The following is a 24,730-nucleotide window of genomic DNA, read 5'->3' as shown; positions in this document are numbered from 1 at the left end:
TGCGGCATGGGCGGGGCGGCGAGCGCCCCGGCGTGGGTTATTGCGGCGTCAACACCCGGCGTGTGCGGCCGGAACTGAGGTAGTCGGCGATATAATCCTGCGAGATTTCGCCGCTGTAGCGGCCGTCTTCATCGACGATCGGCATCCAGGAAGTGTTGTGTTCGTACAGCTTCGACAGCACCACGCGCAGGTTCTCTTCCGCGCGGGCGGTGACGCGGAAACGGTGCAGGCTGTCGGCGCACACCCCCGGCGCGCCGCGCGCCTCACGGCGTTTGACGTAGCCCAGCGGCTTGCCGTCGGCGTCCACTACCGTCACTGAACGGGCGTCGATATCGTCCATCAGCCCGAACGCCTCCACCAGCGGCGTTTCCCGGCGCACCGTCACCGTCTCTTGTTGGCCTGCCACGTCTCCGGCCTGCACCAGCAGCAGGCGCTTCAGCGTGCGATCCTGGCCGACAAAGGAGGCGACGAACTCGTTCGCCGGCCGCGCCAGCAGCTCATCGGCGCTGGCGTTCTGCACGATTTTACCCTGGCGGAACACCGCAATGCGATCGCCGAGCTTCAGCGCTTCGTCGATGTCGTGGCTGACCAGCATCACGGTCTTTTTCAGCTGGCGCTGCATGTCGAGAAACTCGTTCTGGATGGTTTCGCGGTTGATCGGATCTACCGCGCCGAAGGGTTCATCCATCAGCAGCACAGGCGGATCGGCCGCCAGCGCGCGGATCACGCCGATGCGCTGTTGCTGCCCGCCCGACATCTCTTTCGGGTAGCGGTGCAAAAAGCGCTTGGGATCCAGCGCCACCATGCTCATCAGCTCTTCGGCGCGGGCGTGGCAGCGTTTTTTGTCCCAGCCCAGCATGCGCGGCACCACGGTGATGTTCTCCTCGATGGTCATGTTGGGGAACAGACCGATCTGTTGGATGACGTAGCCGATTTTACGGCGCAGGCTGACGGTATCCAGCGCGCTGGTGTCTTCGCCGTTGATCAGAATGGTGCCGCCGGTGGGTTCGATCAGGCGGTTGATCATCTTCAGCGTGGTGGTTTTGCCGCAGCCGGAAGGGCCGAGCAGCACGCAGATTTCGCCTTCCGGCACGTCCAGATTGATGTTGTCGACGGCGTTGAACGGCGTGCCGTTCTTTTGCATGAACTGTTTGGTCAGATTTTCCAATTTAATCATGAGCGGATCCCCTTGGGCGTTAGCGCAATTTGCAAGCGGTGCAATAACCAATCGAGGACGATCGCCAGCAGGCTGATCATCACGGCGCCGGTAATCAACTGGCGAATGTCGCTGCTGCTGATGCCGTTGAGCAGCAGCAGGCCGAGGCCGCCGGCGCCGATCACCGCGGCGATTGCCATCACGCCGATATTCATCACCACGGCGGTGCGGATGCCGCCGAAAATCACCGGCAGCGCCACCGGGATTTCCACCCAGCGCAGCCGTTGCCAGAAGGTCATGCCGATGCCGCGGCCGGCTTCGCGCAGCCCGCCGGGCAGATTGTCGAGCGCGGTGTGGGTATTGCGCACGATCGGCAGCAGCGAGTAGAGGAACACCGCGGTGATCGCCGGCACGTAGCCGATGCCGTGGCCAATCAATGAAAACAGCGGGATCATCAGCCCGAACAGGGCGATGGAGGGCACGGTCAGCACCAGCGTGGCCAGGCTCAGCACCGGCGTCGCCAGCCATTTGTGGCGGACGATCAGCACGCCAAGCGGCACGCCGATCAGGATCGCCAGACCCACGGCGACGCCGACCAGCAGCAGGTGTTCCAGCGTCAACCCGGCGATATAGGCCCAGTTTTGCCAGGCGTAGAGTAAGGTATTCATCATGCCTCCTTAAATCAGGCCGCGCTGCTTGAGGAACGCGTCGGCGACCTGTTGCGGCGTCTGGTAGTCGATATCCACCTTGGCGTTAAGCTCGGTGATCACCTGATTGTTGAACTGTTTCGACAGCGTGTTCAGCGCCGCTTCCAGCCCCGGCGTGTTTTGCAATACGTCGGCGCGCACTACCGGCGTGACCGCGTAGCTCGGGAAATAGCCCTTGTCGTCTTCCAGCACCTGCAGATCGAACCCTTTCACCCGGCCATCGGTGGTGTACACCAGCCCGGCGTCGACGAAGCCGTCGCGGATGGCGTTGTAGACCAGGCCGGGATCCATCTGGCGAATTTGCGGGCGATCGAGCGGCATGTCGTACAGCGCCTGCATCGGTTTCAGGCCGTCCGAGCGGCCGGCAAACTCCAGATCCAACCCCAGCAGCCAGTTGTGTTTAGGGTCCGTTTTACGCACCTGTTCCACTTTGGCCACCAGCTGCGACATCGTGCGGATCTGCTCTTTTTCCGCGCGCCGGCGCTGCATGGCGAAGGCGTAGGTGTTGTTCATGTCCGCCGGCTGCAGCCACACCAGGCCGAGTTTGGCGTCGAGCTTTTTCACCGTGTCGTAGGTTTCCTGCGGCGTCATGCGCTTATTGATGTGGTTAAAGATGATCAGCGAGGTGCCGGTGTATTCCCAGGTCATGTCGATCTGCTTGTTGATCATGGCGTTGCGGGTGATCACCGTGGCCAGGTTGGTCTTGGGTTCGACCTGAAAACCTTTGGCCCGCAGGTATTGCACGGTGATCGCCGACAGAATGCGCTGTTCGGTAAAGTTCTTGCTCGCCAGCGTCAGCGGGGCGGCCCAGGCGGCCGCGCCGGTCATCAGCAAGGAGAACAGCAGCGCGTGGCGGAGTCGTTGTAACCATCGAGTCATCGCGTTTCTCCCATCAGGATGCGGTGTGCGGGCTGAGCCGGCGGCCGAGACCGGCCAGCGCCAGATCGAGCAGCAGGGCGATCAGCGCGGTGGCGGCGGCGCCGAGGATCAGCGTCGGGAAGTCGTTCAGGTAGATGCCGGGGAAAATCAGCTCGCCGTAGCTGCTGGCGCCGATTAAAAACGCCAGCGGCGCGGTGCCGACGTTAATCGCCATCGCGATGCGTATCCCGGCGAAGATCACTGGCAGGGCGTTGGGGAGTTCGACCTGGCGCAGCCGCTGCCCGGCGGTCATGCCAATACCGTTGGCGGCCTCGACCAGCGCCGGCGGCACCGAACGCAGGCCGGCATAGGTATTGCGCACGATGGGCAGCAGCGAGGCGAGGAACAGCGCCACCACCGCCGGCCGATCGCCGATGCCGATGATCACCATCGCCAGCGCCAGCACCGCCAGCGGCGGCAGGGTGTTGCCGACGTTGAAGATTTGCATCACGTGTTCCGCCCAGCGGCGGGCGAAAGGGCGGCTCAGCAAGATACCGCTGGGAATACCGACCAGCAGCGACAGCAGCATGGAGCAGGCCACCAGGAACATGTGTTGTTGGCCGAGGTAGATCAAATCTTCCCGGCGCGACTTGAGGGTGTCCCAACCGATGCCGTAAACCAGCAGTGCGATGACGGCGATAAACAACAGGCTCCCGAGGAGCAGGCGCCGGTATGGCGCTGACTTGTGCATGATGTTGCGTCCTCCGTTGCGCGGAGCGGCCGACGAGACGGCGCATTCCGCTCTGATTGTTACCCACGGCCCGGCGGGCGTGGCGGTACAAAACGGGCGTTTCGCATGAGGTTAGCGACATTGAGCGAAGGGTGCGTTCGGCACAGCGTGCTGAACGTAGGCTCAATACGTGAGTTAATCAGCATAAGATACTGATATTTAAACCCGAGAAAGCACGAAGCCCAACGACCCCGGCTAGGGAATGTATAGCACTCTGTCGTTGACCGTGCCAAGTTTTATGAACAAAATCAGGTGATTGAGTTTGCGCCAATCGGCGTGTCAGCCCGCGTCAGCGCTGGGATGGGGGGAAAGTGAAAAAAATCCGCCGCATAACGTTACGCCGTAACAACAAGTCCAAATGGTGCGATCCGCCGTCGGCGAAGACGGGATGTGAGGGCGGATAGACTCGGTGTAGGCGCTTGCTGATATACTCAGGGAAAACAAAAACGCCAGGAAACCTGCATAACGCCATGACAAATAACGTTTCACCCGCACCCATCGCTCACCGCCCGCTGATTCTGATCGCCTGCATGCTGGCGATGTTCATGTCGGCGATCGAAGCCACCATCGTCGCCACCGCCATGCCGACCATCATCGGCGATCTCGGCGGTTTCTCGCTGCTGGGCTGGGTGTTCGCGGTCTATTTGCTGTCGCAGGCGATCACCATTCCCATCTACGGGCGGCTGGCGGATCTCTACGGCCGCAAGCGGGTGTTCTTCTTCGGCGCCACGCTGTTCCTGTTGGGATCGGTACTGTGCGGTTTCGCCCCCGACATGTATTGGCTGATCGGCTTTCGTCTGCTGCAGGGGCTGGGCGCCGGCGCCATCATGCCGATCGCCTCTACCATCATCGGCGATATCTACAGCGCCACCGAACGGCCGAAGGTGATGGGATACCTGTCGAGCGTGTGGGGCGTGTCGGCGATCATCGGCCCGCTGTTGGGGGCGTTTATCGTGCAACATTTGCCGTGGGCGTTGGTGTTCTGGGTCAACCTGCCGATCGGCCTGTTGGCGATGTTCTTCCTCTGGCGCTATCTGCCGGCGCATCAGCCATTGCGCCAGCACGCGCTGGATCTGGCCGGCACCGCCTGGCTGACGCTGTTCGTTTCGGCGCTGCTGCTGGCGCTGTTGCAGATGGAAAGCCTGGGCTGGTGGGTGGTGCCGCTGTTTGCGCTGGCGGCAGCGGCGCTGGCGCTGCTTGTCCGCCAGGAGCGGCGCGCGGTCGAACCGCTGTTCCCGTTGGCGCTGTGGCAAAGCCGGGTGATCGTCGCCGGTAACATCGGCGGGCTGGTGATCGGCGCGGCGATGATGGGCATCAGCGCCTTTCTGCCGACCTTCATTCAGGGCGTGATGGGGGGCTCGCCGCTGGAGGCGGGCACCACGCTGGCGCTGATGTCGATCGGGTGGCCGCTGGCCAGCACGCTGAGCGGCCGCTTGATGCTGATGACCTCGTACCGCGCCACGGCGCTGCTGGGCGCGCTGTTGTTGGTGGCGGGCGGCCTGATCTTGCTGCTGCTGCAGCCGGAGGGCGGCTTGCTGTGGGGGCGGGTGGCGGCGTTTATGGTCGGCGCCGGCATGGGGCTGTGCAATACCACGTTTCTGGTTTCGGTGCAGAACGCGGCACATTACAGCATTCGCGGCATCGCCACCGCCTGTACGGTGTTTACCCGCATGGTGGGCTCGGCCATCGGCACCGCGATTTTGGGCGCGACGCTGAATCTCAACCTGCAGTGGCGGTTGCCGGAGATTGACGATCCGGTGCAGCGGCTGATGGAACCGGCAGTGCGCCAGAGCATGGGGAGCGAGGCGTTGGCGCAGCTGACCCAGCAAGTGGCGGCTTCGCTGCATTGGGTGTTTCTGGTTTCGGCGCTGGTGTCGTTGCTGGCGCTGGCGGCGGCGATGCTGATCCCGGCGCGTTGTCGGCCGCAGGGCGAAGAGGAAGAGGCGGAACAGGCGTAAGGAAGAGAAGGAGCGGGCGCTGCTGCAGAGCGCCCTGGGTAGCCGGTGCGGCTTACTGCGTGTTGGAGGTATCCTGGCTGGTGCCGGTCTGCGCCGCATCACCGCGATCGTCGCCGTTGTTCAGGCGGGTGTAGACGATCTTCTGGGTGTCGTTTTCGCAGTGGCCGACCACCTGGCCGCCCGCTTGATCGGCCTGATCGTTTGGCACGATCTCCAGTTTGAAGCCGGACTCCGGTACGCCGTTATTGACGATTTTTTGCGAAATGTCCGCTTTCACGCTTTCGCAGGAGGCCAGGGCCGCTATCGGCGCGCCGGCCAGCAACACAGCGGTTAATATCAGCGTTTTTTTCATCACGTCATCCTTTTAGACAATGGACTTCCTGTAACAGGATAGCAGCAACGGCGGCCGGGTTTCACGCTTGCCCGCCCGCCGCAGGCGGATTAAGGATTAATCCGACGCCCGGTCTGGCGATCCAGACATTTACGGGTGTCCGGCTCCCAGTAGGCGTTGACGTTGTTGCTGTCGTTGCAGCGATCTTCGTCATCCGCCGCGCGATCGATCTTGTCGAATTCTTTCTCGACGCGGGTGTTAACCTTGTGGCGCAGGGATTTGGTATCATTCCACTGCTCTTTGCTCTGGCGCGCTTCTTCGGTGCTCATCGCGCCGCTGCCTTTGCCATCGACGGTGACGCAGGTACTGCCCTGAGTGCAGGTGGCGGCCAGCGCCGGCGCCTGCCAGGCGCCCATTACGGCCAGCATGGCGACCGGCAGCATCCCGCGCAGCAGTCGTTGGGTCGAAAATGTTTTCATCGTTTCATCCTTATGAGTGAGTGCGCCTGATGAAGGCGGCACTGGCGTTACCTCGCCCGCAGGCGTGGTGACAAATATACCACCGCGCTCCTGGAATTCACCAGCCAAGCGCCGATTCGTTTACTTTATCGAGAGAAAACTGCGACCGATGTTAAAAACTACGCTGTTGTTTTTCGCCACCGCCCTCGCTGAAATTATCGGCTGTTTCCTGCCTTACCTGTGGCTCAAGAAGCAGGGCAGCGCCTGGCTGCTGTTGCCGGCGGCCTTGAGCCTGATGCTGTTCGTCTGGCTGTTGACGCTGCATCCTGCGGCCAGCGGGCGGGTCTACGCGGCCTATGGCGGCGTGTATGTGGCGACGGCGCTGCTGTGGCTGCGAGTGGTGGACGGCGTGAAGCTGTCTGCGCTGGATTGGGTCGGCGCCGGGGTGGCGCTGGCGGGCATGCTGATTATCGTTTCCGGCTGGCGCGCGGCCTGAGGAAACACGGCGGGAGTTGCCTCCCGCCGACAGGGCTCAGGCGCCGCGGTGGATGTTCAGCCCGGCGAAGGACTGGCTGACCGGCATCATTTCCAGCGTGTTGATGTTGACGCGCGCCGGCAACGTGGCGACCCAGAATACCGACTCGGCGATGTCTTCCGGCGTCAGCGCATCGGCGCCTTCGTAGGTTTTATTGACCTTGCCGTCATCGCCCTTGAAGCGCACGTTGGAGAACTCGGTGCCGCCCACCAGGCCCGGCTCGATATCGGTCACGCGGATGCGCGTGCCGTGCAGATCGGCGCGCAGGCCCAGGCTGAACTGCTTGACGAACGCCTTGGTGGCGCCGTACACGTTGCCGCCGGCATAGGGCCAGTTGGCGGCGGTGGAACCGATGTTGATCACGTGGCCGACGTTGCGCTCGACCATGGCGGGCAGCAGCGCGCGGGTCATGTTCACCAGCCCTTTGGCGTTGGTGTCGATCATGGTTTCCCAGTCATCGGCGTTGGCCTTGTGCGCCGGCTCCAGCCCCAGCGCCAGCCCGGCGTTGTTCACCAGCACGTCGATCTGGCGCAGCTCGGCCGGCAGCGCTTCTATCACCTGCTGAATGGCGGCGCGGTTGCGCACGTCGAGCCGCACGATGTGCAGCGCTTCCCCCAATTCTTCCTGCAGCGCTTCGAGACGCTCAAGGCGGCGCCCGGCGGCGATCACCTGGTGGCCTTCACGGATAAAACGGCGCGCAATGGCCTCGCCGAAACCGGAGGTGGCGCCGGTAACAAATATAATCATGTTGCTGTTCCTCAACTGTTTTTACCCTACATGCTTCTATCATTAGCACAAACCCGCAGGCAGTGGCAGCGGTTATCACGGCGGAAAGGAAAAAAGGTCACACCGGGCCAGCGGCCCGATGCTGATTAGCGCTGAGGCGGCAGGTGGTAGACCACGGCGTCATACTTGATGCGTTCGCAACGGCCTGCCAGCACGCCGCCCAGCGACTCGACGAGGCGGCGGCTGGCGGTATTCTGCTCGGCCACCGGGTAGAGAAAGTGCGGCGGCTGAAAGCGCTCGCTGGCCCAGCGCGCGATGCCCTGCACGATTTCGCGGCCGTAGCCCTGGCCATGCAGGCTCTCTTTCACCCAGATGCCCAGCTCCGGGGTGGGGCTGCGCAGGTTGTGCGCGCCGCCGACGCCGACAAACTGCCGGTCTTCGCGCCGGCGGGCGACGAAGAACACTTCTTCGCCTTCGCGCATCAGCGGCAGCCAGCTTTGCCAAACGTTGGCGAAATCTTCCGGCGACGCCTCCGGCTCAAAGGTCATAAAGCGCGTCAGCGTGGGGGTGATCGCCTGGTAAACATCGTCGGCGTCTGCTGCGGTAAAGGGGGCAATCAACAAACGGTCGGTGTCAACGCGGCACTGAGAAAGGTCATTGTGATTCATTTTATTTCCTCGCTTTTCAGGCCATAACGGCAAAAAATCCGCGCACATAAATCGGGGCGGATCGTCGATATTACGCGTATTGGCGTCAGAAGCGACTTATTTTTCGCCGCTGCGGCGACGCGGAGGAACGGTTTTATGTGACGTCGTCACGTCGACGGGAAAGGCGGCGGGCACGGTTAACCGCGCCCGCCGTTGAGGATCAGAACTTCACCGAACCTTGCAGATAGATCGTGCGCGGCTGGCCGATGTACAGACCTTTGTTGTTGTCGTCATAGGCGCGGGTGAAATACTCGTGGTTGAACAGGTTTTTCACGCCGACGCCCAGATTCAGGCCGGCCATTTCCGGGCCGAAATCATAGGCGGCGCGCACGCCCCACAGCATATAGCCGGGAATGCGGCCGGTGCTGCCGTCGGCGCTTTCCGCCACGGTGTTGGCGTTGTCGGCGAACTGGTTGGATTGGAACTCGCCGTTAAGGTTAAACGCCCAGTTGCCCGGCGTGTAGTCCAGCCCCAGGGTGCCTTTATGCTTCGGCGAGAACGGCACCTGGTTGCCCTTGTAGCCGCCGTCTTCGCGGATGGTGGCGTTGACGTAGGCGTAGCTGGCGTAGGCGGTCAGGTCGTCCAGTTTCGGCGTCAGCTGCGACAGATCGTAACGCAGGCTGCCTTCCAGCCCGGCGTGGCGGGTTTTGCCGCGCGCGGTCACGCTGTCGGTCACCTGGTTGGAATCGTACTGGTTGTTGAAGTTGATCAGGAACAGCCCGATCTCGCCGGTCAGCGCATCGCCGGCGTAGCGGGTGCCCAGTTCCCAGGTGCGCGCCTTCTCCGGTTCAATCTTGCCGCTGTCGACCGCTTTGCCCATCTGGCTGTATTGTACGGTGCCGAAGGAGCCTTCGGTGTTGGCGTACAGGTTCCAGTATTCGTTCAGGTGATACATCACGTTCAACGCCGGCAGCGGCGCGTTATAGCTGACGTCCAGGCGGTTATTCTTGATGTAGTTGTTCTGATACGACTTGATGTACTCGTAGCGCATGCCCGGCGTGATGGTCCAGTCGCCGATGTCGATGCGATCGTCGAGATAGAAGGCGTGCGCCTCGGTGCCGGACTGGGTGTCGCGATCGTACGGGCTGGCGGTGGACGGCAGCCTGCCGGTGCTGGCCTTGCTGGTGTAGCGCAGCTCATGGGTGGACTCACTGACGTAACGGTAGCCGACGCCGACCTCATGGGCGGAATCTCCCCAGCGGAAACTCTGGCTGTAGCGCGGTTCTACGCCGCGCACCCAGTATTCGCGCGGCGACAGCGTCAGGTTCTTGCCCTGATCCAGATAGCCGCTGCGCAGGGTGTAGGTGTAGAAGCTCTGCACGTCGAACTTGTGCTGCTGATCAGGCTGATATTGGTAGCCGAAGTTCGCCAACTGGCGGCGGCCCCAGAACTTGTCGTACGGGCGCGTAGACTGGAACGGGTTGGCGTTGTAGTCCGCCCGGCTCAGGCCGCCCGGCATGTTCGCTTCGCCTTCGTAGTATTGCAGCAGGCTGTTGAAGGTGTGCACCTCGTTCGGGGCGTAGCGGCTTTTCAGCATCACGTCGTCTATCTTGGTCGCGCTGTGCTCGCGCCAGTCGCTGCCGCGGGTGCCGGAGTAAAGCAGCGCCGCACCGAAGCCGTTGTCGGCGGTGCCGCCGATCATCAGGTTGCCGGTGCCTTTGGGGTGATCTTGGCGCGAGGTCGGGCTGAGCTGCCCCTGCATGCCGGCCTCCAGGCCGAAGGTTTTCGGGATGGCGCGGGTAACGAAGTTGACGACGCCGCCGACGCTCTGCGGCCCATAGCGCACCGCGCCGCCGCCGCGTACCACGTCAATCGCATCCATATTGCCGAGCGAGACCGGCGCCAGCGACAGCTGCGGCTGGCCGTAAGGGGCGAAGGGCACCGGGATGCCGTCCATCAGCACGGTGGAGCGGCTGGCGAGGCGCGGGTTGAGGCCGCGTATGCCGAAGTTCAGCGCCATATCGTGGCTGCCGGTGCCGTTGTTTTCCGGGGCCACCACGCCCGGCACGCGGTTCAACGCTTCACGCACGGTGGTGGTGCCGGTTTTGACGAAGTCTTCGCGGCGCACTACGTCGCGCGCGCCGGGGTGTTCGAACACGTCTGCCTGACGGCCTTCCGCCAGCCAGTCGCCGACCACGGTGATGTCTTCTTCTTTCTGCGGCTGCGGCAGTTTGGCCAGCGTGTAGCCGTTGTTGCCGAGCGCTTTAGCCTGCAGGCCGCTGCCCGCCAGCAGGGCGTTCAGGCCGTCATCGACGCCGTAGCTGCCGCTCAGGCCCGGCGAACGTTTACCGGCGGTTAGTGCGCCGTCCACCGAGAGCGCGATGCCGGCGCGCGCGGCGAAAGCGTTCAGCGCGCCGTCCAGCTCACCGGCCGGAATGTGATAGGCGGCAGCGGCGCTGGCGGCGCTCGCCATCTGCGGTGCAGCGAAGACCAGGCCAATGGCCACGGCCAGCGGCGTGGCCCGTTTTCCCCAAAGCGAAGCCGGAGCGACCTTTCCCCAAGCGTTGTTCATACCTTCTCCTGAATCATTTTTTATTTATTGCTGCAGTGTTTTCCTGGGAGTCGGATGAGCAAAGCAAAAGGGACAATCAAGAATGCGATTTTTTATCATTTTCATTTAAAAAATTCAGGCGGGGACGATTTGCAACCAATAGCGGGTAAAGCTTTGCAGGCGTACCGGCAGCGTCTGGCTGAGCAGGGCGAGGGCGCGATCGGTATCGTTGAGCGGGAAACTGCCGCTGACGCGCAGGCCGGCAACGGCCGGATCGCAGCTCAGGTGGCCGCGCCGATAGCGCGCCAGTTCGGCGATCACCCGGTCCAGCCGCCACTGGCTGACGCTCAGCACCCCGTGTAGCCAGCCGTCTTCCGCCGTAGCCGGTTGCTTATCGCTGAAGGCCGCCGCGCTGAAGCTTATCTGTTCGCCGGCGTTCACCCGGCGCTTTTGTTGCGCGTCTTGCGCCAGCTGCGCTTCGACTGCATGCTCCAGCACCGTCAGGCGCGTTTCGCCGCCGCTCTCGCGCACCAAAAAACGGGTGCCGAGCGCGCGCATCGCCCCTTGCGGGCTCTGCACCCACAGCGGCCGGGCATCGCGTCCGGTAACCAGGCTGATTTCCCCGGCGTGCAAGCGGATCAGCCGTTGGCGATCGTCGTAATGCACGTCCACCGCGCTGGCGGTGTTCAGCACCAGCTGGGTGCCGTCGCTTAACACTATGGGTTTGATTTCGCCGGTGGCGGTGCGGTAGTCGGCGCGCAGCTCCTGGCCGAGCGGCGACCGGTAGAAGAAGCCGCCGCCGCCCACGCCGAGCAACAGCAGCAGGCTTTTCAGCAGGGTGCGGCGATCGATCGTCGATTGACGGCCGGCGCGATCGAGCGCGCGATAGCTGAATTTGCCCGGCACGCCCTGCAGCTGGCTCTGCAACGCTTCGACGCGCTGCCAGGCCCAGCGGTGATCGTCATGCTGCTGGTGCCAGGCTTGCCACTGTTGGCGCTGGCGTTCGGTGACGTGCTCGTCGCACAGCAGGGCATACCAGTGTGCGGCCATTTTCAGCGCCTGGCGCTGCTCGGGGGTGATGGCGTTGCTCATGAATAAACGTCGTTTTCGAGGCTGAACAGCAGGCAATGCTCGGTGGCTTTGGCCATGTATTTTTTAACCGAACTGACCGACACGCCGAGGCGCGCGGCGATGTCCGCATAGCCCAGGCCTTCGAGCTGCGACAACAGAAAGGCCTGTTTTACCTTCGGCCCCAGGCCGTCGAGCATGGCGTCGATCTGCTGCAGGCTTTCCAGCAGGCTCTGGCGCTGCTCCGGCGACGGGGCGTAGCCTTCCGGGATCAGCGCCAGCATCTCAAGATAGGCGCGCTCCAGCGTTCTGCGGCGGAACAGATCGACCATCACCCGCTTGGCGACGGTGACCAGAAAATCTTTCGGCTCGCGCAGGGTCGCCGCGGCGTCGCTTTTCAGCAGGCGCATGAAGGTGTCCTGCGCCACATCGTCCGCGTCGAACGCGCAGCCCAGCCGCCGGCGCAACCATCCCTGCAACCAGGCATGATGGGTGGCGTAAAGGCGCGACAGCGCGGTGTGCGGGGCGGAAGCGGTGGCGGACATGGTTTTCGCATTGCTGGTCAAAAAGATGCGCGGATGATAATTGAGAATGGTTATCGTTTCAAGTTTGTCGGGTGGCCTGCGGAATGGGCCAGACCGCTTTGCATCGTGTTGGAATAAACGTCACGGCCGCGAAATTATCCGCTTGCCCAATAAAGGTGCAGCGGCGCGGTGTTATTTCGGCAAGCAAACGGTTGCTATTCGTCTGCCGTTGAAGACCGCCACGTGTTTTATTCTTTTTCATCGGTTGGTTTTCTTTGGTTGAATTAGTATCACTCTGTTTTTAAATAAAAATATATTTTATGACCGCCTATTGGCACACGGCTTGCTATGCTTAATCCGGTCTTTGCGTTTGGGTAAAAAGGGCCTTGTTTCATCATCGCAATTTATTATGCAGGTGGGCTTGGCCGGTCGTCACAAGGAAGAAAATAATGACACTGCAATTCACCACGGCTATTCGTGGCAATTTTTTTGATATCTCAGCCTGTGTGGAGGCGCCGCAACAGCTTGAGGAACGCCTGCGGCATATTCCCGACGGTTTGCTGCTGCTCAACGAGGGCACCATCGTCTGGTTCGGCAGCTGGCAGCAGGGCGAGGCGCTGCTGCCGCCGGGCTTCGCGGTCACGGAGTATCGCGACAAACCGATCGTGCCGGGGTTTATCGACACCCATATCCACTACCCGCAAACCGAAATGATTGGTGCCTATGGCGACCAGTTGCTGGGCTGGTTAAACAATTACACCTTCCCGACCGAAAGCCGTTATGGCTGCGAGCAGCACGCCGACGCGATGTCGGCCTTCTTTCTGCGGGAGTTGCTGAGCAACGGTACCACCACCGCGCTGGTGTTCGGCAGCGTGCATCCGCAGTCGGTCGATGCGCTGTTCACCCAGGCGCAAACGCTGAATATGCGCCTGATCGCCGGTAAGGTGATGATGGATCGCCATGCGCCGGAGGCGCTGCTGGAAACGCCGGAGCAAAGTTATCGCCAGACGCGTGAGCTGATCGAACGCTGGCACGGCAAAGGCCGCCTCGGTTACGCCATTACGCCGCGCTTTGCGCCCACCAGTACGCCGGCGCTGCTGGCGCAGGTGCAGCGGCTGCGCGAAGAATTCCCCGACGTTTGGCTGCAGACGCACCTGAGCGAGAATCCGCAGGAAGTGGCCTGGGTAAAATCGCTGTTCCCGCAGAACCAAAGCTATCTGGACGTTTACCATCGCTACGGCATGACCGGCGGCAAAAGCGTGTTCGCCCACTGCCTCCACCTGGAGGAGCAGGAATGGGACTGCCTGTGCGAGACCCGCTCGGCAATCGCGTTTTGTCCCACCTCCAATCTGTTCCTCGGCAGCGGGCTGTTCGATCTGCAGCAGGCCTGGCGCAAGCGGGTGAAGCTCGGCATCGGCACCGACGTGGGGGCCGGCACCACTTTCAATATGCTGCGCACGCTGGGCGAGGCATACAAGGTCGGCCAGCTGCAGCATTACCGGCTCTCTGCCGTAGAAGCGTTCTATCACGCCACCCTGGGCGGCGCCCGCGCGCTGTCGCTGGACGACAAAATCGGTAACTTCAACGTCGGCAAAGAGGCGGATTTCGTGGTGCTCGATCCGGCGGTCACGCCGCTGCAGCAGTTGCGCTACGCCAACAGCGCCACGACGGCGGAACAAGGGTTCGTGCTGATGACCCTGGGGGACGATCGCAATATTTATCGCACCTATGTGGACGGCAAGGTGGTTTATGAGGCGTCGCGCTGACGCAGCCGTATTCATTACCAGTATCGAAGCGTCCAACGTCGTTGTCTTTATCTGATTATTGAGCGGGAAAGGGCGGAGAGACGTGAAGTCATTGGCACAGGGTTAACACCGTTGAGCGGATACTCTTTATCAGGAATAACTCTGCGCGTATTTTTAATTAAAAATTATATAAAGGATTTATTGCTCATGCTTGTGTCTGACCCCCGTTATCACTTGTTAGCCGTCTGCAGCGCTCAGCATCTGCGCGCTGTAGCTGAAAGGATCTGTGCTCGCGATAAACTAGAACCGCTAGCGTTTGATGCTGTTCTTTGGCGGAGCTGTTGGACATCACCACTGCCAAGCATATCGCCAGAGTCGTCAAGTGAGTTTTTGCAATCGGTGGGGCATGTTTATCCTCGCGCCACTTATGAGCTAAGGTCTTGGCTCATAAGTGGCAGACGTAAGTTGGATCTGCAAGCTGCCGACAAGCTGATTTATCTTGCTCGCGTGATCGAGAAGGCGTGGAAAGTTGAAGAGCAACCTTCCGTTTGGCGCAAGCACCCCAGTAACAGGCTCAATGGTTATGCGTACAATATCGTACAGATCCTTATACATACCAGCGTATCTGAGGATTATCCAAAGGAGAATAATATCTCTCACCGGCATGATTTGCTTACGCATTCACCGAGTAACTCAAGGCTCACGGCTTGGATGGAAAAATATCAACATAGCTCAAAAGACCCCTTTGTTTTCGCACGGCTTGATGTGACACGTATCAGTAATATGAGGGAGTTGTTTCTGTGGCAAATTTCGCTTGAAACCCGTAGCGGATTATATACTTCGGCAACCTTCGAGGCGGCAGTGGGGAAAATAATCAGGTCATACGATCGTCCGGTGCCCGGTCGGCGCATTCAAGCGTTTATAGGTTATATCTAATCGAGTTAACGCACTGCTATACGCCACAGGGAGCAAATCATCGAGGGAGGAGTATTCTAATCACTTGTTTTTGCTCAAACTGCCAACTGCGCCTAAGCTAGGTGATGACTCAGAGGGAGCCATTCCCCGAGACCTTATTCCGTGAACATGGAGGAGTTTCGATTTGATGCGTTTATCCACATTGGTGCTGGCGATCGGCATGGCGCTGGGCTCGCAGGCACAGGCAGCAGAAACCCAACCTCACGCCGACCATAGCGCGCTGCCCAGCGGCCAGGCGAAGGAGGCTACCGTGACCGGTGAAGCCAATCAGCACGACAAGCAAAAGACTCAGAATCCGTTCTTCTATCAAAGCCGTCTGCCGTTCCAGGCGCCGCCGTTCAACCTGATCAAGGAAAGCGACTACGCGCCGGCGATCGAAGCGGGCATCAAGCAAAAGCGGGAAGAGGTGGAGAAGATCGCCAACAACCCGGCCAAGCCTAACTTTAAAAATACCTTCGTGGCGCTGGAGCAGGCCGGCTCGCTGCTGACGCGGGTGATGAGCGTGTTCGGCGCCATGACCTCGGCCAACACCAGCGATGCGCTGCAGAAGCTGGATGAAGAGACCTCGCCGAAGCTGGCAGCGCTGAACGACGACATCATGCTCAACGGCAAGCTGTTCGCACGTATCAAGGCCATCTATCAGGATCGCGACGCGCTGAAGCTGGATCCGGAATCGCGGCGGCTGGTGGAAGTGACCTACAAGAACTTCGAGCTGGCGGGCGCCAACCTGTCAGACGCCGACAAGGCCAAGCTGAAGACGCTGAACCAGGAAGCGGCGACGTTGAGCACCCAGTTCACCAACAAACTGCTGGCGGCGAGCAAAAACGGCGCGCTGGCGATAACCGACCCGGCGAAGCTGGACGGTCTGTCCGAAGGTGAGCTGGCCGCGGCAGCGCAGGCGGCCGCCGAACGCAAGCTGGAGAAACAGTGGCTGCTGGTGCTGCAGAACACCACCCAGCAGCCGCTGCTGCAGAGCCTGAAAGATCGCGACACCCGCCAAGCGCTGTTCGACGCCTCCTGGACGCGTGCGGAGAAGGGCGACGGCAACGATACCCGCCAGACCCTTTCCCGTCTGGCCAAGGTGCGCGCCGAGCAGGCCAAACTGCTGGGCTACCCGAACTACGCCGCCTGGAAGCTGCAAAACCAGATGGCCAAGACGCCGGATGCCGCCTTGAGCTTTATGCGCAACATCGTGCCGGCGGCCACCGCGCGCGCCGAGCGTGAAGCCAAAGACATTCAGGCGGTGATCGATCAGCAGAAAGGCGACTTCAAGGTGCAGGCCTGGGACTGGCAGTTCTACGCCGAACAGGTGCGCAAGGCCAAGTACGATCTGGACGAATCGCAGATCAAACCTTACTTCGAGCTGAACAACGTGCTGAACAACGGCGTGTTCTACGCCGCCAACCTGCTGTACGGCATCAGCTTCAAAGAGCGCAAGGACATCCCGGTCTACCAGCCGGACGTCAAGGTGTATGAAGTGTTCGACAAGGGCGGCAAATCGCTGGCGCTGTTCTACACCGACTACTTCAAGCGCGACAACAAGGGCGGCGGCGCCTGGATGAGCAACTTCGTCGATCAGTCGAAGCTCAACGGCACCAAGCCGGTGATCTACAACGTCGCCAACTTCACCAAACCGGCGCCAGGGCAGCCGGCGCTGCTGTCGTATGACGACGTGATCACGATGTTCCACGAGTTCGGCCACGCGCTGCACGGCATGTTCGCCGATCAGGAATACCCGAGCCTGTCGGGCACCAACACCGCGCGCGACTTCGTCGAGTTCCCGTCGCAGTTCAACGAGCACTGGGTCAGCGATCCGAAAGTGTTCAGCCACTTTGCCAAGCACTACCAGACCGGCGAGGCGATGCCGCAGGAACTGGTCGACAAGATCAAGAAGGCCGACAAGTTCAACAAGGGCTACAGCATGACCGAGCTGCTGTCCGCCGCGCTGCTGGACATGCACTGGCACATGCTGACAGCCGATCAGCCGCAGCAGGACGTGGACAAGTTCGAGGCCGAGTCGCTGCAAAAAGACAAGGTGGATCTCAGCTACGTGCCGCCGCGGTACCGCTCCAGCTACTTCCAGCACATCTGGGGCAACGGTTACGCCGCGGGCTACTACGCCTACCTGTGGACAGAAATGCTGGCGGACGACGCCTTCCAGTGGTTCACCGAACACGGTGGCCTGACCGCCGAAAACGGCCAGCGCTTCCGCGACATGATCCTGTCGCGCGGCAACAGCCAGGATCTGGAGAAGCTGTACATCGACTGGCGCGGCAAAGAGCCGAGCATCGAGCCGATGCTGATCAACCGCGGGCTGAAGGACGAGTAAGTTCGTCCATTCCCGGTAAGCAAAAAGAAGGGCGCATTATGCGCCCTTCGTCTTTTTGGCGTGGCCGACGCTCAGCGGTTCACCACCAGCCCGGAGAGGTTGGGCAGCGATGTGATGTCGCTGAGCGTCACGACAACGCTGAATGTGAAACCGCAGGCACAAGATAGCGCGGCTGCGCATTGAGCCGCCTCAGGCTTGGCGCAGGAATGCCACCAGCCGCTGCGCCGGCAGCGGCAGCTGCGCCAGGTCACGCACCGCGATCGACAGGCGCCGGGTCGCCCACTCGTCTGTCAACGTCAGTGCGCTGTGCCGAATTTGCGGATGGCGTTGGGCGCTCTCTTCCGGCACCACCGCCAGCCCGGCACCGCGCAGCACCATGCGGCAGATGGCGTCGAAATGAGCCGCGCGCGCCCGCAGCCGCATCGGGCCGCCGCTGCGTATCGCCAGCTGTTCCAGATGCTGTTGCAGCGCACTCTCTTCCGGCAGGCCGATGAAATCAAAAGGCAGGGCGTCCGCAAAGCTGAGCGTGCGGCGGCCGCTGAGCGCATGCCCCGGCGGCAACGCCAGCACCAGACGATCCTGGCGAAAAGGGTAGCTTGCCAGCCCACGCAGATCGGCGTGATCCGCCGCGATGCCGATATCCGCTGCCTGTTCAGCGATCGCCTGCGCGATGGCCGGGCTGGGCAGCTCCTCCAGTACAATATCGGTATGCGGGTGCAGCACCAGAAAATCCGCCAACAGCTCCGGCAGAAAAGCGTCGGCGGCGACGGTATTGGCGACGATGCGCAGTCGGCTGCGCTGGCCCGGCGCGAACTCGGCCAGGTCGCCGCGCAACCGCTCACGCTGCTGTAAGAGCACTCGCGCGTGATGCAACAGGCGCTCACCGGCGGGCGTCGCCTGGACGCCGCGCGGATTGCGCGTCAGCAGCGCTACGCCGGCCTGTTGCTCTAGCCCACGCATGCGGGCGCTGGCGGCGGCCAGCGACAGCCCAACGCGCTCGGCGCCGGCGGTGATGCTGCCGGTCTCGAGCACCGCCGCCAACAGCCGCAGATCGATAAAGTCAAAATGCATGCGTTTTCCCTCTGTCTTTGCCGCAGGCAGGCTCTGCCATTGCCGCATTGTGCCGCGCCATACCGCCGGCCACAATCGAGCCGTTGATTCGCCATAAGGATAGACGCATGTCGCTGACGCTACTCGAGATTATCGCCCTGACGGGCATTTTTACACTGGCCGGCACGGTCAAAGGAGCGATCGGTCTGGGGCTGCCGACCGTGTCGATGGGGCTGCTCAGCCTGATGATGCCGCCGGGTCAGGCCGCCGCGTTGCTGTTGCTGCCTTCGCTGATCACCAACCTGTGGCAGTTGCTGCGCGGGGCGCGGCTGGGGGCGCTGTGCCGCCGGCTCTGGCCGATGATGCTGTGCGTCACGCTTGGCACGGTGTTGAGCGCGGGGGCGCTCACTGCCGGCGACGGCCGCCTGGCGCCGCTGGCGCTGGGCGTGTGTCTGATCGGTTATGCGCTGCTGGGTTTTACCCGTTTCGACTGGCGCGTTTCCGCTGCGGCGGAACCCTGGTTGGGGCCGCTGTGCGGCCTGGTGACCGGTGCGCTGACCGGCGCCACCGGAGTGTTCGTCATTCCGGCGGTGCCTTACCTGAATGCGTTGGGCCTGGCGCGCGACGATCTGGTGCAGGCGCTGGGGCTGTCGTTCACCGTCTCGACGCTGGCGCTGGCCGCCGGTTTAGCCTGGCATCAGGCGCTGCCCGCCACGCTGCTCGGCGGTTCGCTGTTGGCGCTGTTGCCGGCGTTGGGCGGCATGTGGCTGGGGGAGAGGGTGCGTCGTCATTGTCGCCCGCAGCTGTTCCGCCGCCTCTTCTTTATTGGGTTATTAATCTTGGGCGTTGAGATTATTTGGCGATTCAATTAATTGAATCGATAGCATGCGCGTGTAATTAGGTTCGATATATTATTCTGGGGTTTATTTTAATATGATGAGTTGCAATGTTTAGAACACACTTTTCTTATTGGTTTTTTTCATGGAATACAGGGTGGTTATGGATTGTTATTAGTGTGTTTTACATTTGCCACTGCAGCTGTTTTTAATGACTGTAAAACCAGTAAACCCATAGGAGAGTATTTATGAAGGAAATTTTAAGCAGCCAATTCGATGCGGTGTCAGGTGGATGGCAGGATCGAGATAGGAGTGGAAAAAGAGCGTCTGATAACGGAGATGGGGTATATGATGAATAGATATGTTGTTTTTATAAAGAGTGATGAATCAAAAGTGCTAAAAAAGGAAGTGGTTACGCGAGAAATAATTAAAGTCATGAGGCAGAAGGGGTTCAGAAAGCATCATATCGAAGTAGAGGCTGAGAACGAAAGCGATGCCATTAAAAAATTAAATAAGAACAGCAATGATTATTTGGATTCATTGAGAGGTTTTTCAGGTGATTTATTGTTCTGTTCTATTTTTGTTATTGTTATGACGATCGTCTATTTTGCTACGATGAAAATGAGTTAGAAGTAGATGCTGTAGGATTTAAAAAGGCTTGTCGAGCTGGATCTTTCTGATTTTTCTCGGGATATGATACTGCCATTGGGTGAAGCATACGTTCATAAAAATTTATTGGCGCCAGGATCACTCAGAAGATTTAAAGGTGTTTATTTTAATGGTTTCATGTCCTCTCACCAAAATTAACTGACCTTCTGCTTATTTTATTGTCAATACAGTAGCCTGTGAATTTGAATGTTAGCTATCACTAAGGGACGCTGCTCATGTTTCGCCAGGAAGCGATCGAGAATCAGAAAATGAAATGGCGTGGCAGGGCGCTTCTGCTACCCGGTATTCCCGTTTGGGGCACGACAGGGCTCTGCCTGTTTTTCTTCATCGCCTTTCTCACCTTCGCGATCGCCGGTACCTATACCCGGCGGGTCAACGTGACCGGCGAGATCAGCACTTATCCGCGCGCCGCCAACGTTTATTCCGCCGTCCAGGGGATAGTGGTCAAGCAATTCGTCACCGAAGGGCAGGTGATTGCCGCTGGTGCCCCCATTTACCAGATCGACGTCAGCAAGAGTACCCGTAGCGGTGTGATCAGCGACAACCAGCGCCGGGATATCGATGGCCAGCTGGCACGCATTGCGCAAATCATCAACCGACTGGAAAGCAGCAAGCAGGCCACGCTTATCATGCTGGAACAACAGAAGGCGCAATACACCGCCGCATTCACCCGTTCCACCGATATCCTCAAACGCGCCCAGGAAGGGATTCGCATCATGAAGGAAAACATGGAGAACTACCGGCACTATCAGACCAAAGGGCTGATCAATAAGGATCAGCTCACCAACCAGGTGGCGCTGTATTACCAGCAGCAGAACAACCTGCTGGGCCTGTCCGGCCAGAACGAACAGAATGCGCTGCAGATCACCGCGCTGGAAAGCCAGATCCATATCCAGGCTGCCGAATTCGACAACCAGATTTACCAGATGGAGCTGCAGCGCTACGAGCTGCAAAAGGAGCGGCAAAACATAGATGCCACTGGCGATATTATCGTTCGCGCGCTGGCCGGCGGCCGTATCGATTCGCTGAGCGTCACGGTTGGCCAAATGGTCAACGTCGGCGACAGTCTGCTGCAGATTATCCCGCAAAACATCGATCGCTATGCCCTGGTACTGTGGGTGCCCAACGACGCTATCCCCTACATCGTCGCCGGCGATAAGGTCAATGTGCGCTATGACGCTTTTCCGGCGGAGAAATTTGGCCAGTTTGCCGGTACGGTGGCCGTCATCTCCAAAGCCCCGGCCTCGCCGCAGGAAATGCTGACCTATCAGGGAGCGCCCAAAGCGGCGCTGACCGCCGCCGTGCCGTACTACAAGGTGATCGTCATGCCGGAGAAACAGGCCATTGCCTATGACGGTAAACGTCTGAGCCTGGAAAACGGCATGAAAGCGCAAAGCACCCTGTTTCTGGAAAAAAGGAAGATTTATCAATGGATGCTGTCGCCGTTCTACGACATGAAACACAGCGCGACGGGGCCAGTCAATGAGTAGGACCTCATTCAAACAACGGGTCAGCCAACTGGATCTGCGGTTGCGCCACCGGGTTTCGATGGTGCACCAGACCGAGTCGTCGGAATGCGGGCTGGCCTGTCTGGCGATGATCTGCGGTTATTACGGCAAAAATATCGACATGATCGCGCTGCGCCGGCAGTTCAACCTGTCAACCCGCGGTGCAACGCTGGTTGGACTGACCGGTATCGCCGAGCAATTGGGGTTGAGTACCCGTCCCCTGTCTCTGGATCTGGACGAACTCGGCGCGCTAAAACTGCCCTGCATTCTGCACTGGGAATTCAACCATTTTGTGGTGCTGGTCAGCGTCAAAGGCCACCGCGCAGTGCTGCATGATCCGGCGCGCGGGCGCCGGGCCGTCAGCCTGACGGAACTGTCGCACAGTTTCACCGGCGTAGCGCTTGAGGCCTGGCCCGGCAGCGAATTCACCGCCGACAGCGTCCGCCATCGCATTCATCTTCGCACGCTGATCGGCAGCGTGCATGGCCTCAAGGGGGCGCTCGGCAAAATTTTTTGCCTGTCTCTGGTATTCGAAACCGTCAACCTGGTGATGCCCATCGGCACGCAGCTGGTGATGGATCACGCTATTCCTGCCGGAGATCGTGGGTTACTGTCGCTCATCTGCGCCGGATTGATGCTGTTTATCTTGTTGCGGGCTGCCATCGGCATGGTGCGGGCATGGTCAGGATTGGTCATGGCGACGCTTATCAACGTTCAGTGGCAGTCCGGGTTGTTCACCCATCTGCTGCGCCTGCCGCTCGGTTACTTTGAACGTCGTAAGCTGGGGGACATTCAGTCACGCTTCGGTTCACTGGATACGCTGCGCAGCACTTTCACCACCAGCATCGTCGGCGCCATCATGGACGGCATCATGGTGATCGGTGTGCTGGTGATGATGGCGCTGTATGGCGGCTGGCTCACCTGGGTAGTGCTCACTTTCACCGCGCTTTATGTGTTGATGCGACTGCTGACCTACGGCTATTACCGTCAGCTGTCCGAGGAGGCGCTGGTGAGAGAGGCTCGGGCCGGCTCGTATTTTATGGAAACGCTGTACGGTATCGCTACCGTCAAGATGCAGGGCATGGCAGAACGCCGCATCGCTCACTGGCTAAACCTTGAAATCGACACCATCAACACGGGGATCCGAGTCACCCGAATGGACATGCTGTTTGGTGGGATCAACACCTTTATAGCGGCGTGTGACCAGATCGTCATTCTGTGGTTGGGAACCAGCCTGGTGATCGATAACCAGATGACCCTCGGCATGTTCGTGGCGTTCGGCGCCTTTCGGGGGCAGTTCTCCGACCGCATCGGGTCGCTGACGGAATTTTTGCTGCAGCTGCGCATGATGAGCCTGCATAACGAGCGCATTGCCGATATCGCCCTGCATCCGCGGGAGGAGCGTAAACCCGATCACCCTTACACGGCGGGCCTGCAACCTTTGGGATTGACGACCCATGCCCTGAGCTATCGTTACGACAGCCAGTCACCGGCTATCTTTGATGGCCTGGACATCAGCGTTGCGCCGGGCGAAAGCGTGGCCATCGTGGGCCCGTCCGGCGCCGGAAAAACCACGCTGATGAAGGTGTTGTGCGGACTGTTTACCCCGGCTTCAGGGCGGGTTGAGGTGAACGGCGTTGATATCCGGCAGCTCGGCATCAACAACTACCACAAAATGATTGCCTGCGTGATGCAGGACGACAAACTGTTCTCCGGCTCGATCCGGGAAAATATCTGCGGGTTCGCGGACAAGATGGATGATGCCTGGATGGAAGCCTGTGCCCGTGCCAGCTATCTGCATGAGGTGATCATGCGCATGCCGATGGGGTATGAAACCCCGATCGGCGAGTTGGGGGAGGGATTGTCCGGCGGGCAAAAACAGCGGCTATTCATAGCCCGGGCAATCTACAAGAAACCGGCTATTTTGTTCCTGGATGAGGCCACCAGTGCGCTGGATAAGGAGAGCGAAGCTGCCGTGAATCAGGCAATTAAGAGACTCAATATCACTAAGCTGATCATTGCCCACCGTGAAACGACCATTGCGTCGGCAGATCGGGTTATACATCTTGGATAAGGGGGGATATCACCCGCGCCACAAGCCATTTACATTGCTTTTCTCCCTAAAAACCCAATAAGTGGCGATGGGGCAAGGCTATTTTTACTGCTCGCTTCCGCTTTCAATTTACGGCGCGGCGCATTGCGCGATATTCTGGTTTTCTGATGGGCTAACGGCGGATGAGGGAACCATGACAGACAGCCAGGCATTTGAACAACAAAGCCTCGATAATCTGCTGAGCTATTGGCGGCGCCACCGCCGCCTGCCGGGCGCGCGTTATCCGGCCGGCCCGACCGACACCCTGTGCGACGTGCCGGGCGTCAGCGTCGGGCATCACACACTGGCCGACGGCGAATGTCAGACCGGCGTCACCGCCATCGTGCCGCCGGGCGATCTGTTCAACCAGCCGCTGCCGTGCGGCAGCGCGGTGCTCAACGGCTTCGCCAAGCCGCTGGGGCTGGTGCAGCTGAACGAACTGGGGGTGCTGCAAACGCCGATCCTGCTGAGCAACACCTTCGCGGTCGGCACGCTGTTCAACGCCATGGTGCGGCGCAGCTGCCGGCGCTACCCGCAGATCGGCCGCGGCAGCGCCACCATCAACCCGCTGGTGCTGGAGTGCAACGACGGCTACCTCAACGATATTCAGGCGATGGCGGTGCGTGAGGAACACGTCTTCAGCGCGCTGGATAACCATTCCACCCGCTTTGCGCGCGGCAGCGTCGGCGCCGGGCGCGGCATGAGCAGTTTCGGCTTGAAAGGGGGCATCGGCACCGCCTCGCGCTGTTGCCCGGGGCTCGGCACCACGCTCGGCGTGCTGGTGTTGGCCAACTTCGGCACCCTCGACTCGCTGACGCTGAGCGGCGTGCGCGTCGGCCAGGCGCTGGGCAAGCTGTTGGCGGATCCGCCGCTGCAGGTGGACGCCGGTTCGGTCATCATCATCATCGCCTGCGATCGGGCGCTGGACAGCCGCCAGCTGAACCGCATCGCCCGCCGCGCGGGCGCGGGCCTGGGGCGGGTGGGCAGCCATTGGGGGCACGGCTCCGGCGACATCGCGCTGGCGTTCTCCACTCGGTTACTGGGGGCGACGCTGCCGGACGAACGGCTGGAGCCGCTGTTCGCGGCGGCGGCGGACGCCACCGAATACGCGGTGCTGGATGCGTTGCTCAGCGCCGAAGGCGTCAGCGGCTTCGAGCAGCATGCGCGCGTGGCGCTGGGCCCGCTGCTCGATCGGCTGGCGGCAAATTAAATACAGG

The 24,730-nt window shown here is 60.6% G+C and carries 23 protein-coding genes; 10 read left to right on the top strand and 13 right to left on the bottom strand.

The features are described from left to right. Nucleotides 1-37 precede the first annotated feature (37 nt). From osmV to ACJ8J1_RS07970, 4 genes are all read right to left on the bottom strand, one after another. Nucleotides 38-1,177, bottom strand: a complete 1,140-nt coding sequence (osmV, locus tag ACJ8J1_RS07985) for an osmoprotectant ABC transporter ATP-binding protein OsmV (RefSeq protein ID WP_033642984.1) — start codon at nucleotides 1,175-1,177, stop codon at nucleotides 38-40. Continuing rightward, nucleotides 1,174-1,824 (bottom strand): osmoprotectant ABC transporter permease OsmW, encoded by a 651-nt coding sequence (osmW, locus tag ACJ8J1_RS07980; protein ID WP_015377782.1) that lies wholly within the window; start codon nucleotides 1,822-1,824, stop codon nucleotides 1,174-1,176. Before osmW ends, osmV begins: the two co-directional genes overlap by 4 nt. A 9-nt stretch (nucleotides 1,825-1,833) precedes the next feature. Next, complete coding sequence (locus tag ACJ8J1_RS07975; RefSeq protein WP_223524993.1) at nucleotides 1,834-2,691, bottom strand: glycine betaine ABC transporter substrate-binding protein; 858 nt, start codon at nucleotides 2,689-2,691, stop codon at nucleotides 1,834-1,836. A 64-nt stretch (nucleotides 2,692-2,755) separates the two neighbouring features. Beyond that, complete coding sequence (locus ACJ8J1_RS07970; RefSeq protein WP_033642986.1) at nucleotides 2,756-3,472, bottom strand: ABC transporter permease; 717 nt, start codon at nucleotides 3,470-3,472, stop codon at nucleotides 2,756-2,758. Nucleotides 3,473-3,981: 509 nt separating this feature from the next. Between ACJ8J1_RS07970 and ACJ8J1_RS07965 the strand changes: the two genes are divergently transcribed. Beyond that, nucleotides 3,982-5,469 carry an MDR family MFS transporter gene (locus ACJ8J1_RS07965; RefSeq protein WP_033642987.1) on the top strand — a complete coding sequence of 496 codons (1,488 nt, stop codon included), beginning with the start codon at nucleotides 3,982-3,984 and terminating at the stop codon, nucleotides 5,467-5,469. Nucleotides 5,470-5,521: 52 nt separating this feature from the next. Here the strand turns inward: ACJ8J1_RS07965 and ACJ8J1_RS07960 are convergent, their stop codons facing one another. Then, entirely contained in the window at nucleotides 5,522-5,821 is a 300-nt protein-coding gene (locus ACJ8J1_RS07960) for a DUF1161 domain-containing protein (RefSeq protein ID WP_033642988.1), read from the bottom strand. 89 nt (nucleotides 5,822-5,910) lie between these two features. Next, on the bottom strand, nucleotides 5,911-6,279 hold the full coding sequence (locus ACJ8J1_RS07955) for a DUF1283 family protein (protein ID WP_033633135.1): 369 nt from the start codon (nucleotides 6,277-6,279) through the stop codon (nucleotides 5,911-5,913). A gap of 148 nt (nucleotides 6,280-6,427) precedes the next feature. On the opposite strand from ACJ8J1_RS07955, the gene ACJ8J1_RS07950 reads away from it, so the two are divergent. Next, a complete protein-coding gene (locus ACJ8J1_RS07950; RefSeq protein WP_004938563.1) occupies nucleotides 6,428-6,754 on the top strand; it encodes a YnfA family protein in 327 nt (108 codons plus the stop codon). A 36-nt stretch (nucleotides 6,755-6,790) separates the two neighbouring features. On the opposite strand, the gene ydfG is transcribed toward ACJ8J1_RS07950, so the two are convergent. From ydfG to ACJ8J1_RS07920, 6 genes are all read right to left on the bottom strand, one after another. Further along, a complete protein-coding gene (gene ydfG, locus ACJ8J1_RS07945) occupies nucleotides 6,791-7,540 on the bottom strand; it encodes a bifunctional NADP-dependent 3-hydroxy acid dehydrogenase/3-hydroxypropionate dehydrogenase YdfG (protein ID WP_033642989.1) in 750 nt (249 codons plus the stop codon). A 125-nt stretch (nucleotides 7,541-7,665) separates the two neighbouring features. Then, nucleotides 7,666-8,187 (bottom strand): GNAT family N-acetyltransferase, encoded by a 522-nt coding sequence (locus ACJ8J1_RS07940; protein WP_033642990.1) that lies wholly within the window; start codon nucleotides 8,185-8,187, stop codon nucleotides 7,666-7,668. Between the two features lie 199 nt (nucleotides 8,188-8,386). Next, entirely contained in the window at nucleotides 8,387-10,738 is a 2,352-nt protein-coding gene (gene fecA / locus ACJ8J1_RS07935; protein ID WP_033642991.1) for a TonB-dependent Fe(3+) dicitrate receptor FecA, read from the bottom strand. Between the two features lie 114 nt (nucleotides 10,739-10,852). Further along, nucleotides 10,853-11,809, bottom strand: a complete 957-nt coding sequence (gene fecR / locus ACJ8J1_RS07930; RefSeq protein ID WP_033642992.1) for a ferric citrate uptake sigma factor regulator FecR — start codon at nucleotides 11,807-11,809, stop codon at nucleotides 10,853-10,855. Next, nucleotides 11,806-12,330: a ferric citrate uptake sigma factor FecI gene (gene fecI / locus ACJ8J1_RS07925; RefSeq protein WP_025302726.1), complete on the bottom strand. Its 525-nt coding sequence runs from the start codon at nucleotides 12,328-12,330 to the stop codon at nucleotides 11,806-11,808. The genes fecR and fecI overlap by 4 nt, the downstream gene beginning before the upstream one ends. Before the next feature lie 58 nt (nucleotides 12,331-12,388). Beyond that, complete coding sequence (locus ACJ8J1_RS07920; RefSeq protein ID WP_127146125.1) at nucleotides 12,389-12,571, bottom strand: hypothetical protein; 183 nt, start codon at nucleotides 12,569-12,571, stop codon at nucleotides 12,389-12,391. Between the two features lie 187 nt (nucleotides 12,572-12,758). On the opposite strand from ACJ8J1_RS07920, the gene guaD reads away from it, so the two are divergent. From guaD to dcp, 3 genes are all read left to right on the top strand, one after another. Then, nucleotides 12,759-14,075: a guanine deaminase gene (gene guaD / locus ACJ8J1_RS07915; protein WP_033642993.1), complete on the top strand. Its 1,317-nt coding sequence runs from the start codon at nucleotides 12,759-12,761 to the stop codon at nucleotides 14,073-14,075. 444 nt (nucleotides 14,076-14,519) lie between these two features. Then, complete coding sequence (locus ACJ8J1_RS07910) at nucleotides 14,520-14,990, top strand: hypothetical protein (protein WP_144236176.1); 471 nt, start codon at nucleotides 14,520-14,522, stop codon at nucleotides 14,988-14,990. A 166-nt stretch (nucleotides 14,991-15,156) separates the two neighbouring features. Continuing rightward, nucleotides 15,157-17,358, top strand: a complete 2,202-nt coding sequence (gene dcp, locus ACJ8J1_RS07905; protein ID WP_033642995.1) for a peptidyl-dipeptidase Dcp — start codon at nucleotides 15,157-15,159, stop codon at nucleotides 17,356-17,358. Between the two features lie 189 nt (nucleotides 17,359-17,547). On the opposite strand, the gene ACJ8J1_RS07900 is transcribed toward dcp, so the two are convergent. Beyond that, entirely contained in the window at nucleotides 17,548-18,429 is an 882-nt protein-coding gene (locus tag ACJ8J1_RS07900; protein WP_033642996.1) for a LysR family transcriptional regulator, read from the bottom strand. Nucleotides 18,430-18,536: 107 nt separating this feature from the next. On the opposite strand from ACJ8J1_RS07900, the gene ACJ8J1_RS07895 reads away from it, so the two are divergent. The 5 genes from ACJ8J1_RS07895 (at nucleotide 18,537) to ACJ8J1_RS07875 (ending at nucleotide 24,723) form a co-directional block, all read left to right on the top strand. Continuing rightward, nucleotides 18,537-19,280 (top strand): sulfite exporter TauE/SafE family protein, encoded by a 744-nt coding sequence (locus tag ACJ8J1_RS07895; protein WP_033642997.1) that lies wholly within the window; start codon nucleotides 18,537-18,539, stop codon nucleotides 19,278-19,280. Nucleotides 19,281-19,595: 315 nt separating this feature from the next. Next, a complete protein-coding gene (locus ACJ8J1_RS07890) occupies nucleotides 19,596-19,874 on the top strand; it encodes a hypothetical protein (protein ID WP_033644266.1) in 279 nt (92 codons plus the stop codon). 254 nt (nucleotides 19,875-20,128) lie between these two features. Next, on the top strand, nucleotides 20,129-21,403 hold the full coding sequence (locus ACJ8J1_RS07885; protein WP_033642998.1) for an HlyD family secretion protein: 1,275 nt from the start codon (nucleotides 20,129-20,131) through the stop codon (nucleotides 21,401-21,403). Further along, nucleotides 21,396-23,495: a peptidase domain-containing ABC transporter gene (locus ACJ8J1_RS07880; RefSeq protein ID WP_033642999.1), complete on the top strand. Its 2,100-nt coding sequence runs from the start codon at nucleotides 21,396-21,398 to the stop codon at nucleotides 23,493-23,495. The genes ACJ8J1_RS07885 and ACJ8J1_RS07880 overlap by 8 nt, the downstream gene beginning before the upstream one ends. Nucleotides 23,496-23,667: 172 nt before the next feature. Further along, the gene (locus ACJ8J1_RS07875; RefSeq protein WP_033643000.1) at nucleotides 23,668-24,723 is read left to right on the top strand and encodes a P1 family peptidase; all 1,056 of its coding nucleotides are present in this window, start codon (nucleotides 23,668-23,670) and stop codon (nucleotides 24,721-24,723) included. The last annotated feature ends 7 nt before the right edge of the window (nucleotides 24,724-24,730 follow it).

Source organism: Serratia sp. CY37869, from assembly GCF_052168895.1.
GTDB lineage: Bacteria > Pseudomonadota > Gammaproteobacteria > Enterobacterales > Enterobacteriaceae > Serratia > Serratia ureilytica.
The sequence above is the reverse complement of the archived record's forward strand: the minus strand, read 5'-3'. Positions and strand labels throughout refer to the sequence as shown.

What these genes read in the sequence shown, in the direction of transcription:
- osmW (WP_015377782.1), bottom strand. Translation starts at nt 1,824, where the DNA reads ATGAATACCTTACTCTACGCCTGGCAAAACTGGGCCTATATCGCCGGG.
- ACJ8J1_RS07970 (WP_033642986.1), bottom strand. Translation starts at nt 3,472, where the DNA reads ATGCACAAGTCAGCGCCATACCGGCGCCTGCTCCTCGGGAGCCTGTTG.
- fecR (WP_033642992.1), bottom strand. Translation starts at nt 11,809, where the DNA reads ATGAGCAACGCCATCACCCCCGAGCAGCGCCAGGCGCTGAAAATGGCC.
- ACJ8J1_RS07885 (WP_033642998.1), top strand. Translation starts at nt 20,129, where the DNA reads ATGTTTCGCCAGGAAGCGATCGAGAATCAGAAAATGAAATGGCGTGGC.
- dcp (WP_033642995.1), top strand. Translation starts at nt 15,157, where the DNA reads ATGCGTTTATCCACATTGGTGCTGGCGATCGGCATGGCGCTGGGCTCG.
- ACJ8J1_RS07940 (WP_033642990.1), bottom strand. Translation starts at nt 8,187, where the DNA reads ATGAATCACAATGACCTTTCTCAGTGCCGCGTTGACACCGACCGTTTG.
- ACJ8J1_RS07960 (WP_033642988.1), bottom strand. Translation starts at nt 5,821, where the DNA reads ATGAAAAAAACGCTGATATTAACCGCTGTGTTGCTGGCCGGCGCGCCG.
- osmV (WP_033642984.1), bottom strand. Translation starts at nt 1,177, where the DNA reads ATGATTAAATTGGAAAATCTGACCAAACAGTTCATGCAAAAGAACGGC.
- ACJ8J1_RS07900 (WP_033642996.1), bottom strand. Translation starts at nt 18,429, where the DNA reads ATGCATTTTGACTTTATCGATCTGCGGCTGTTGGCGGCGGTGCTCGAG.
- fecA (WP_033642991.1), bottom strand. Translation starts at nt 10,738, where the DNA reads ATGAACAACGCTTGGGGAAAGGTCGCTCCGGCTTCGCTTTGGGGAAAA.
- ACJ8J1_RS07880 (WP_033642999.1), top strand. Translation starts at nt 21,396, where the DNA reads ATGAGTAGGACCTCATTCAAACAACGGGTCAGCCAACTGGATCTGCGG.
- guaD (WP_033642993.1), top strand. Translation starts at nt 12,759, where the DNA reads ATGACACTGCAATTCACCACGGCTATTCGTGGCAATTTTTTTGATATC.
- ACJ8J1_RS07890 (WP_033644266.1), top strand. Translation starts at nt 19,596, where the DNA reads ATGAATAGATATGTTGTTTTTATAAAGAGTGATGAATCAAAAGTGCTA.
- ACJ8J1_RS07920 (WP_127146125.1), bottom strand. Translation starts at nt 12,571, where the DNA reads ATGAAAAAGAATAAAACACGTGGCGGTCTTCAACGGCAGACGAATAGC.
- fecI (WP_025302726.1), bottom strand. Translation starts at nt 12,330, where the DNA reads ATGTCCGCCACCGCTTCCGCCCCGCACACCGCGCTGTCGCGCCTTTAC.
- ACJ8J1_RS07955 (WP_033633135.1), bottom strand. Translation starts at nt 6,279, where the DNA reads ATGAAAACATTTTCGACCCAACGACTGCTGCGCGGGATGCTGCCGGTC.
- ACJ8J1_RS07965 (WP_033642987.1), top strand. Translation starts at nt 3,982, where the DNA reads ATGACAAATAACGTTTCACCCGCACCCATCGCTCACCGCCCGCTGATT.
- ACJ8J1_RS07975 (WP_223524993.1), bottom strand. Translation starts at nt 2,691, where the DNA reads ATGACCGGCGCGGCCGCCTGGGCCGCCCCGCTGACGCTGGCGAGCAAG.
- ACJ8J1_RS07895 (WP_033642997.1), top strand. Translation starts at nt 18,537, where the DNA reads ATGTCGCTGACGCTACTCGAGATTATCGCCCTGACGGGCATTTTTACA.
- ACJ8J1_RS07950 (WP_004938563.1), top strand. Translation starts at nt 6,428, where the DNA reads ATGTTAAAAACTACGCTGTTGTTTTTCGCCACCGCCCTCGCTGAAATT.
- ydfG (WP_033642989.1), bottom strand. Translation starts at nt 7,540, where the DNA reads ATGATTATATTTGTTACCGGCGCCACCTCCGGTTTCGGCGAGGCCATT.
- ACJ8J1_RS07875 (WP_033643000.1), top strand. Translation starts at nt 23,668, where the DNA reads ATGACAGACAGCCAGGCATTTGAACAACAAAGCCTCGATAATCTGCTG.